At 74.5% G+C, this 9,602-nt stretch carries 8 protein-coding genes and 2 pseudogenes; 6 read left to right on the top strand and 4 right to left on the bottom strand.

Translation table 11 applies throughout. From position 1 onward, the window contains the following. A partial coding sequence (locus AB0E83_RS33970) for an AMP-binding protein (RefSeq protein ID WP_362120445.1) occupies window positions 1-894 on the top strand: 894 nt, incomplete at its 5' end. A 135-nt stretch (window positions 895-1,029) separates the two neighbouring features. On the opposite strand, the pseudogene AB0E83_RS33965 reads toward AB0E83_RS33970, so the two are convergent. Next, window positions 1,030-1,248, bottom strand: a pseudogene (locus AB0E83_RS33965) (catalase-related domain-containing protein); the annotation flags it as partial. Between the two features lie 54 nt (window positions 1,249-1,302). After that, window positions 1,303-1,356 (bottom strand): annotated as a pseudogene (locus tag AB0E83_RS33960) (hypothetical protein); the annotation flags it as partial. 260 nt (window positions 1,357-1,616) lie between these two features. On the opposite strand from AB0E83_RS33960, the gene AB0E83_RS33955 reads away from it, so the two are divergent. Both AB0E83_RS33955 and AB0E83_RS33950 read left to right on the top strand, forming a co-directional pair. Beyond that, window positions 1,617-2,405 (top strand): SDR family oxidoreductase, encoded by a 789-nt coding sequence (locus AB0E83_RS33955; protein ID WP_362120443.1) that lies wholly within the window; start codon window positions 1,617-1,619, stop codon window positions 2,403-2,405. 353 nt (window positions 2,406-2,758) lie between these two features. Further along, on the top strand, window positions 2,759-3,631 hold the full coding sequence (locus AB0E83_RS33950; RefSeq protein ID WP_362120441.1) for a sugar nucleotide-binding protein: 873 nt from the start codon (window positions 2,759-2,761) through the stop codon (window positions 3,629-3,631). Here AB0E83_RS33950 and AB0E83_RS33945 read toward each other — a convergent pair whose 3' ends face one another. Further along, complete coding sequence (locus tag AB0E83_RS33945; RefSeq protein ID WP_362120439.1) at window positions 3,632-4,657, bottom strand: winged helix-turn-helix domain-containing protein; 1,026 nt, start codon at window positions 4,655-4,657, stop codon at window positions 3,632-3,634. Between the two features lie 311 nt (window positions 4,658-4,968). Between AB0E83_RS33945 and AB0E83_RS33940 the strand changes: the two genes are divergently transcribed. Next, the gene (locus tag AB0E83_RS33940; protein ID WP_362120438.1) at window positions 4,969-5,688 is read left to right on the top strand and encodes a hypothetical protein; all 720 of its coding nucleotides are present in this window, start codon (window positions 4,969-4,971) and stop codon (window positions 5,686-5,688) included. A gap of 411 nt (window positions 5,689-6,099) precedes the next feature. On the opposite strand, the gene AB0E83_RS33935 is transcribed toward AB0E83_RS33940, so the two are convergent. Then, the gene (locus AB0E83_RS33935; RefSeq protein ID WP_362120436.1) at window positions 6,100-6,789 is read right to left on the bottom strand and encodes an FCD domain-containing protein; all 690 of its coding nucleotides are present in this window, start codon (window positions 6,787-6,789) and stop codon (window positions 6,100-6,102) included. A 170-nt stretch (window positions 6,790-6,959) separates the two neighbouring features. Here AB0E83_RS33935 and leuA point away from each other — a divergent pair, with 170 nt between their 5' ends. Both leuA and AB0E83_RS33925 read left to right on the top strand, forming a co-directional pair. Next, window positions 6,960-8,756 carry a 2-isopropylmalate synthase gene (leuA, locus tag AB0E83_RS33930; protein WP_362120434.1) on the top strand — a complete coding sequence of 599 codons (1,797 nt, stop codon included), beginning with the start codon at window positions 6,960-6,962 and terminating at the stop codon, window positions 8,754-8,756. Then, window positions 8,753-9,556: an ATP-binding cassette domain-containing protein gene (locus AB0E83_RS33925; RefSeq protein WP_362120432.1), complete on the top strand. Its 804-nt coding sequence runs from the start codon at window positions 8,753-8,755 to the stop codon at window positions 9,554-9,556. The genes leuA and AB0E83_RS33925 overlap by 4 nt, the downstream gene beginning before the upstream one ends. The last annotated feature ends 46 nt before the right edge of the window (window positions 9,557-9,602 follow it).

The raw sequence follows: 9,602 nt of genomic DNA, 5'->3' as shown, positions 1-9,602 counted from the left end.
TGTCTGCCCCTGTTCCACATCTTCGGCCAGATCTGCACCATGAGCACGGCCGTCCGCAGCGGCGCCTGCCTCGTCCTGATCCCCCGCTTCGACCCGGGAGCCGTCCTGGACGCCATCGCCCGCGAGCGGGCCACCGTCTTCGAGGGCGTGCCGACCATGTACGCGGCCCTGCTCCAGCACCCCTCCGAGGCGGACGTCTCCACGCTGCGGATGTGCATCTCCGGCGGCGCCTCGCTGCCGGTGGAGATCCTCCACGGCTTCGAGCGGCGCTTCGGCTGCGCGGTCCTGGAGGGCTTCGGCATGTCCGAGACCAGCCCGGTCGTCACCTTCAACCACCCCGACCGGCCCCGCAAGGCCGGCTCGATCGGCACGCCCATCCGGGATGTCGAGGTGCGGCTCCTGGACGACAAGGGGCAGGACGTGGCCCCCGGCGCGATCGGCGAACTGGCCGTGCGCGGTCCCAACGTGATGAAGGGCTACTGGAACCGGCCCGAGGACACGGCGGCCGCGATCCTTGACGGCTGGCTGCGCACCGGGGACCTCGCCCGCGCGGACGAGGACGGCTACCTGTACATCGTCGACCGCAAGAAGGACATGATCATCCGCGGCGGCTACAACGTCTACCCGCGCGAGATCGAAGAGGTCCTCCACGAGCACCCGGCCGTCGCCCTCGCCGCCGTGATCGGCCTCCCGCACGCCGAGCTGGGCGAAGAGGTCGCGGCCGCGGTCGTCCTGCGCCCCTCCGCGCAGGCCACCCCCGACGAGCTGCGGGAGTACGTCAAGGAACGGGTGGCGGCCTACAAGTACCCCCGCCGGGTACAGCTCGTGGACCAGCTCCCGCTGGGCCCCAGCGGCAAGATCCTCAAGCGGGAGATCACCCTGCCGACGCCGTAGCGACCACACCCGGCCGCCGCCCCGGGCGCGCGGCCGCCCCCGCCGGGCCCTTCCCGGGCACCTTGAAGGCGACCGAGGCCCCATCGGCCCCCGGCGCTCCCCGTCGGCCCGGAACCCGTCCGGGCCGGCGGTCCGCGCTCGCGGTGCCGACGGGCCCCGCTCGGCCCGGACCCCCTCGGCGGTCCGCTCGCCCAGGGACGGACCGATGCGCGTCCCGTACGTGAACGCGCGCTCCAGGACCGGCTCGCTCACGCCGTCGAGGAGGTGGCCGACGCCGTTGCCGACGAGCCGGTCGCGGGCGGCGTCGTCCAGGACCTCGCGCACGAGGGCGCCGGGCCGGCCCCAGTCGTCGTCCCGCGTGAAGGACTCGACGCCCTGGTCGGTCGTGAAGCGGTACTTCACCCAGAACCGCTCGCCGGAGGCGTTGCTCCACGTGTACGTGTGGGAGGTGCAGCCGTTCATGTGCCGCCGGGTCCGCGGAACGCCCCGGTTCGCCCCTTCGGCCCCGGCCACCGGGCCGGCCACGACCGGTTCGCGGCCTGCGGCGACGTCACGGGTGACGGCCGGCCCCGGCCTCCCGGCCACCGACAGGACCGGCGTCCGGCGGCTCCGCCCCGGCACCGGCAGCACGTCCGCCCCCTTCTCCGCTCGCAAGCGGGTGGGCGGCGGCTGAGGGAATACCGGTTGCCAATTCCGTACCGCAGGGCGAACGATGACCTCTTGTGACGACCACAGGAGAGAAGCCTTTGTCCGGTGCCGCCAGGCCGGTCGCGCTGGTGACCGGCGTCGGCCGGACCGTCGGGATCGGTGCGGGCATCGCCCGCCGACTGGCCGGGGCCGGCTGGAACGTCGCCTTCACGTACTGGACGCCCTACGACGCGAGGATGGCCTGGGGCGTCGAGGCCGATGCGGCGGACGCCATCGCCGGGACCCTGACGGAACAGGGCGCCGAGACGGTCGCGGTGGAAGCGGACCTCGCCGACCCGGATGCCCCGGGGCGCGTCTTCGACGCGGTCGAGCACCGCCTCGGCGGCGTCACCGCCCTGGTGATGTGCCACTGCGAGTCCGTCGACTCCGGCCTGCTCGACACCACCGTGGAGAGCTTCGACCGTCACTTCGCGGTGAACGCGCGCGCCACCTGGCTGCTGATCCGCGAGTACGGCCGGCGCTTCCGCGGCACCCGGGGAACCGGCCGCGTGATCAGCCTCACCAGCGACCACACCGTCGGCAACCTGCCCTACGGGGCCAGCAAGGGCGCGCTGGACCGCATCACGCTGGCCGCCGCCCATGAACTCGCCCGGCTCGGGATCACCGCCAACGTGATCAACCCCGGCCCGGTGGACACCGGCTGGATGTCCGACGACGTCCGGGACCAGGTCCTGCGACAGACGCCGCTGGGCCGGCTGGGCACCCCCCAGGACACCGCTCACCTCGTGGAGTTCCTGTGCTCACCGCAGGGCCAGTGGATCAACGGCCAGCTGCTGAAGAGCAACGGCGGCCTCGCCGGTTGACCCCCCGCACCTGACCGACCTCCCCCCCCGGGCGGCCCCGGCGCCCCGTCCGCACGCCTCCGGGCGGGAGCGGCGCCGCGCAGGGGGACGAGGCGGCCCGAACCGCGGGCCGCCACCAGGAGGCGGAGCCTCTTCGCCGAGGGACCGTCCGGCGGGGTGGTCCGGACGGCGACCAGCAGCAACCGCAGGCCGGCGACCCGGTCCGCGCGGTCCTGCTGCTCGCGGCGACCTGCCCGCTCTGGATGATGCGAGCGCATGACCGCGCCCCGCACGCGCCCCGGTCGGCTCCAAGGGATCAGCGGATTCCGCCGAAGCCGCCTGGGCGGCACCGGTCGCCCGTAACGTGAGGCGGTATGACTGAGCTGATCATCGGCGGCAGCGGCTTCCTGGGAACCGAGCTGGTGCGCCAGGCGGCGTCCGCGGGCCGGTCCCCGGAGGCCACGTTCCATTCCCGCCCCGGCGACGGCGGCGGGGTGAGCTGGCATCACCTCGACCTCCGCGTCCCGCTCCGCCTGGAGGAGGTCCTCGACGTGGTGGCTCCGGCCGTGGTGATCAACGCGACGAGCGGTGGCGCGGACTGGTCGGTCACCGCGGAAGGCAGTGTCCGACTCGCCCTGGCCGCGGCCGAGCGAGGCATCCGCTTGGTACACGTCTCCAGCGACGCCGTCTTCTCCGGCAGGGGCCGCGACCGTTACGACGAGTCCTGCCTTCCGGACCCGCTCACCCCGTACGGGGCCGCGAAGACGGCCGCTGAGACCGCCGTACGTCTTCTCTGCCCCGACGCGGCCGTCGTCCGTACCTCGTTGGCCATCGGTGGAGGCCGCTCCGAGCACGAGCGACTGGTGCACGCACTGGCCGCCGGCACCCGGCAGGGCGCCTTGTTCACCGACGACGTCCGCTGCCCCGTCCATGTGGCGGACCTGGCCGCCGCCCTGTGGGAGATCGCCCGGTCCGACGCCGCCGGAGTCTTCCACCTCGCGGGCCCGGACGCCCTGAGCCGCCACGAGCTGGGCGAGCTCATCGCCCGTCGTGACGGCCTCGACCCCGCTCGGCTCCCCTCCGCGCGCCGCTCCGGCACAGGGCTGCCCGGCGGGCTCGACGTACGACTCGACAGCCGCGCCACCCAGCGGAAGCTGGCCACTCGCCTCCGCGGCGCCCGCGAGTTCCTGAGCGGAGCGGACCGGGCCGACCTGATCGACAGGCCGATCGAGCAGCGTTGGGTCTGATCATCTCCAGCGGATCGACTGAGCCTCTTCAGCCTGATTCCAGCCTGAAGAGGCGCGGGTCGGCAGGGTGTCGGTGGCCCGGACGGTACGGCCGGGAAGCCGGTTCGGCGGTCGGCGGCAGGTGTCGTCGGGGCGGACCGGGGGCGGTGGCCGTGTGGTGCGGGATGTCCGCTCTTTCGCCGGGGGTGTCGCGAGGGCCGTTCCGAGGCCGGTCCTCGCGTAGCGGACGACGCGGCCCCGGCGGTGCCGGTCGACCAGTCCCGCTCGCAGCAGGATGCCGAGGTGGTAGGACACGGTCGCGTTGCTCCAGCCGGTTCTCCGGCTCAACTCGGCTGTGGAGGCGGGCTCTTCGAGGGTGGTCAGCAGCGCGGCCCTGGTCGCGCCCACCAGTCCCGCCAGGGCCGGTTCCGCCGCGCCCGCCGGGCGCTCGCCGAGGGCCCCGATGCCGCGCGCCCGGTAGAACAGCACCGGCGGGTGCGGACGTTCGGCGGCGAACAGCACCGGTCCGACGTGCGTCGTGGCCGGTACGAAGAGCACTCCTTCGTCAGCCCAGTCGATGATCCCGGAGTAGGCGCGCTCCAGCACGAGCTCGGTGCCCGTCCACCGCATCCGCTCGCCGAGGCCGTCGAGCACCGCCGCCGCGCCGTGCGCGGCCATCCGGTCGGCGCGGTTGGCGATGTCGGCGTCCAGGACCGCTCGGACCCGTGGCCAGTCCGGCGCCAGTACGGACTCGAAGAGGACCGCCATCGCCGCGGCGGCGGCGGTCGCCACGGCGGCACCGCCGTCGCCCGCCAGCCTCGCAAGCGCCGGGGGCGTCGGCCGCCGCCACCGCTCGTAGGCCGCCTCGTCCCGGTGCAGCGCGAGGACGTGGGGCCACACGCGCCGGCCGCGTAGCGCGATGTCGAGCTGGTAGTCGACCTCCTCGCCCGGGGTCGCCGCGATACGGGCGGCCACCTCCGCCATCGACTCGCCGTGGCGCGGCACGGGCGTCAGGAAGTCCGGGGCGTAGCTGTGATCGGTGGGCACCAGAGCCTCCAGCAGCGCCAGCTGCCCTGGCGGAAGCGCTCGCCGGGCACGCGCGTACCACCCCCGCGCGTGAGCGGCCGGATGCCGGCCGCGGTGCCGCAGCACACCGAGGACCTCCATGGCCGCGGACGTGGCAAACCGCGACCTGCTCCAAGCCCGTGCGTCCAGCCGCACCCTCATCGCCATCCCGAGAGTGTCCCATCGCCGCCGGGACGGGCCGATGGATTCGAAGGGCCTCGAATGCGTGGAAGCCACCGCCACCCGCACCGGAGGGTGAACCGCGACCGTGTCACCACGACCGAGGAGGCGCCTTGAGCTCCGACCGAACACCCGCGAACCCCGACCGCGGCCGGCCTTCCGCCGCCGTCAGCCGACGCGGCATCGTGCGCATGGGCGCCGCCCTCGGCTCGATGGGGCTCCTGGCCGCCGCCACCCCGGCGTCCGCCACCCCCGCGTCGGCGGCCGGCGACGCTCCGGACGACGACCCCGCGCGGCGCAAGCCGATCCTGGTCGGCGCCAACCCCGGCCTCCAGCTCTTCGACGGGTCGGGCTCGTGCACGGCCTACCTCTCCACCTGGCAGGTGGACTGGTCCACCCACGGCGCGGGGAACGCCCTCGTGCTCTGGCGGCCCGACGGAGTGAGGGCCGTCGGGGAGGACCCGCACCTCGCCCTCTGGCTGGCCGATCACTTCGTCCGCCATTTCCCCGAACTCGACGGCCTGCCGTGGTCCGCCCCCCGGTTCCACCGGTCCGCGGTCCACGTCCGGCTCGACCTCGCGTCCGGGCTGCGGGCCCGGGGCGGAGGCATCGACGTGCGCATGGACGAGGTGCTCGACCGGCGCGCCTTCGCCACCGACCGGTTCCCGCTGGCCGGCGTGGAACACAGCCTGAGCCTGGTGTTCGGCCCGTGCGGACGGGCCCGGGCACGCGTCGACGGCCGAGCCCTCCCCGGCGGGATCAGCCGGGGAGGAACTCCGGAGCGCCCGTCGTCGTCGGCGTTCCTCGCCGCGGCCGAGGTGTGGCGCGCCTGACTCCGTACGCGCCCGGGCGCTCCGCGACCGTCTCCGCGACGCCTCGCCGCCTCCCGTGCGCGCGGTCGTCGGGCGGTGCCGCCGACGTCGGCGTTCGGAGGTGCCGCGGTCGTCGGGAGGGGCATGGCGAGGTACGAGGGGGGTGCCCCGGGGTGCCCGGAGACGGCGCGGACCATCCGGTCCTGGTCCGCCGTCCGCCCTTCGCCGTCCGCCGTCCGCCGGGCGACTCCGTAGGCCACCGCCGCGCCGAGGCCGTGTCCGAGGAGCAGGGCCCTCCAGCGCCTCGCGCGGGCGGCCGGGTCGTCGCGGGGGCCGGGGTCGGGGTCGGGGCCGGAGACGGGGGACGGGTACCGGCGTGTCCAGGACGGTGCGCCGGGCATGCCGGCCCTCCGCGCGGGAGCGGGCGAGGGGTCAGATGCCGCAGAGCTGGGTGAGCGTCCGGTTCAGCTCGTCCCGCAGGACGGTGCCCGCCGCTTCGGCGTCCGAGCCCGCGATGGCGTCCACCAGGGCGGCGTGGCCGGCGTCGCCGTGGTTCGGGTCGTCCGAACGCAGACCGAGGAGCTCCACCAGGTCGACGAGGGCCTGGCGGAGCACCGGCACGAACTCGGTGAACAGGCCGGTGAGCACGGGGTTGTGCGCCGCGGCCACGACCGCCGCGTGCAGGGCGATGTCGGCGTCCACGAACCCGACGGTGTCGTCGCCCGCGGCCTCGCGGCGGCGCGCCAGGGCCGCGCCGATGACGGTGAGGTCGTCCTCGGTGCGGCGCTGCGCGGCGAGCTGCGCGGCCTCGACCTCGATGAGCATGCGGACTTCGTAGACGTCGGTGATGGCCGCCCGGCGCAGCCGGGTCGGCCAGTCCTCGGCCGGTTCGGTGGCGACGACGAACACGCCGGAGCCCTGGCGGGCCTGCACGAGGCCGGCTCCGGCCAGGGCGCGCAGGGCCTCCCGGACGGTGGAGCGGCCGACGCCGAGCGTCTTGGCCAGGGCGGTCTCGGCGGGCAGTTTGGTACCGACCGGCCAATGGCCCCCTGTGATCTGGTCGCGCAGGTGCTGGGTGGCCTGTTCCACCAGAGGGCTGGGGCGGAGGGCACCGAGTGGCATGGCTTCACCTATCAGGTTGTCTGAGGAGCTGAGCTGTGGTTAGTGTACCGGCCATGACGCCGCGTGCCCTCCTTCTCGGCCGCCGCTGCGGGGCCTGACCTGACCGGCTCCCCGCGGCGGGGCCGTTCCGCGCCGGTCAACCGATGGTCGACCGAAGGAAGTTCAGAGTCATGGAATCCCCGCGAAGCACGGCCTTCCCCACCCTGCGCACGCCGTCAGGCGACGTCCCCCCGGGCGCCCCGGCCTGGAATCCGCAGCGGCCGAGCGCGATGCCGCACGACCGCTACCGGTCCGCGCACGACCGGGTCGCCCTGCCCCTCCAGGACCGGTCCTGGCCGTCCCGGCGGCTCCTGGAGGCCCCGCTGTGGGTGCCGGTCGACCTGCGGGACGGCAACCAGGCCCTGGCCGAACCCATGGACATCGCCCGCAAGCGCCGGATGTTCGACCTGCTCTGCGCCATGGGATTCAAGGAGATCGAGGTCGGCTACCCGTCCGCCAGCCAGACCGACTTCGACTTCGTGCGCCACCTCGCCGAGAGCGGCGCGGTCCCCGAGGACGTCACCGTCTCGGTCTTCACCGCGGCCCGGCAGGACCTGATCGACCGGACCGTCGCCTCCGTCGAGGGCCTGCCCCGCACCCTGGTCCACCTGTACACGGCCACCGCGCCCACCTGGCGGGACGTGGTCCTGGGCCGGACCCGCGACGAGGTGCACGCGCTGATCCGGGAGGCCGCCACGTACCTGATGCGGCGCGCCGAGGAGCGGCCCGGGGCCGACATCCGCTTCGAGTTCTCCCCCGAGGTCTTCAACCTCACGGAGCCGGACTTCGTCCTGGAGGTCTGCAACGGCCTCACGGACCTGTGGGAGGCGAGCCCCGACCGGCCGGTCGTGCACAACCTGCCGGCGACGGTGGAGATCGCGACGCCGAACGTGTACGCCGACCAGATCGAGTACGTGCACCGCCACCTCGCGCGCCGCGCGTCGGTGATCCTCTCCGTGCACCCCCACAACGACCGCGGCACCGGTGTCGCCTGCGCCGAACTGGCCGTCCTGGCCGGCGCGCAGCGCGTCGAGGGCTGCCTGTTCGGCAACGGCGAGCGGACCGGCAACGTCGACCTGGTCACGCTGGCGCTGAACCTCTACGCGCAGGGGGTGAATCCGATGGTGGACTTCTCCGACATCGACGCCGTGCGCGAGGTGGTCGAGCACTGCACCCGACTGCCCGTCCACCCCCGCCACCCCTACGGCGGCGAACTCGTGCACACGGCCTTCTCCGGCACCCATCAGGACGCCATCTCCAAGGGAATGGCCCACCACGCCCGGCAGGCCCGTGCACTCGGCGTGCCGGCCGAGCGGGCGCCGTGGGCCGTGCCCTACCTGCCCATCGACCCGGCCGACATCGGCCGCACCTACGAGGAGGTGATCCGGATCAACTCGCAGTCGGGCAAGGGCGGCATCGCCCACCTGCTCCGGGCCCACCACGGCCTGGACCTGCCGAAGGCGATGCGCCCGGACCTCTCCCGCGCGGTGCAGCAGGTCACCGACGCGGACGGGCTGGAGCTCTCCCACGAGGACCTGTGGGAACTCTTCCACCGCACGTACGTCGCCCCCGCCCAGGACGGGCCGGTCACCCTGGTCTCCTGGCGGACCGGGCAGACGGGCCCCACCGAGCACGAGTTCCGCTGCACCCTGGCCGTCGACGGAGCGGAGCGCGCGTACCGGGGCACGGGCAACGGCCCGCTGTCGGCACTCGCCGACGCCCTCGGCACCGCCGGGATCGCCGTCGACATCCTCACCTACGCCGAACACGCCACCGCCGTCGGCCCCGGCAGCCCCGCCGTGGCCTATGCCGAATGCCGCGTGGCGGACACCACCGTCTGGGGCGCCGGATGGGACACCTCCGTCCTCACCGCGTCCGTGCACGCCGTCATGGCCGCGGTCAACCGCGCGGGACGGGCGCGGCCGTGAGCGGGGCGCCCGTACTCCGCGTCACCGGTGTGGACGTCGTCCGCGACGGCAACCCCGTCCTGCGCGACGTCTCCCTGACCGTGCGCCCCGGCGAGCACTGGGCGCTCCTGGGCCCCAACGGCGCGGGAAAGAGCACCCTGCTCTCCCTTCTGGGGGCGCTCGCGCACCCCACCCGGGGGACGGTCGAGGTCCTCGGGGAGCGACTCGGCCGGGTGGACATGCGCCGGCTGCGCTCACACGTGGGCCATGTGGACCCCCGGCACCCGCTGCGCTCGCCCCTGACGGTGCGGGACGTGGTGCTGACCGGCCTGACGAACAGCGTCGAGCGAGTGCCCCGGTGGTCTCCGACGGACGACGAGGCCGCCAGGGCCGAGGAACTCATCGGGCTGCTCGGCCTCGGCGACCGGCGGGAGGCGCGCTGGCCGGTGCTGTCCCAGGGGCAGCGGACCCGGGCCCTCATCGCCCGCTCGCTGATGCCCGATCCGCGGCTGCTCCTGCTCGACGAGCCCGCGACCGGCCTGGACCTCGCGGGCAGAGAGCAGCTCATCGACCGCCTGGACGCGCTCGGCCTCACCCGTCCCGGACTGGCGTCGGTGCTGGTCACCCACCACCTGGAGGAGCTTCCGCCCGGGACGACGCACGCGATGCTGCTGCGCGACGGCCGGTGCCTGGCCTCGGGACCGGCCGAGGAGGTCCTGACCGGCGATCAGGTGAGCGACTGCTTCGACCATCCGGTCCGGCTCACGCGGGTCGACGGCCGGTGGAGCGTACGGACGCGGCACCCGGCCGCCGTGCGGTGACGGCAGGCCGGGCGGCGCGCGCCGCCCGGCCCCTCAGGCGGCCGGG

This window comes from Streptomyces sp. NPDC035033, from assembly GCF_040636735.1.
GTDB lineage: Bacteria > Actinomycetota > Actinomycetes > Streptomycetales > Streptomycetaceae > Streptomyces.
This window is presented reverse-complemented; position numbering and strand designations above follow the sequence as displayed.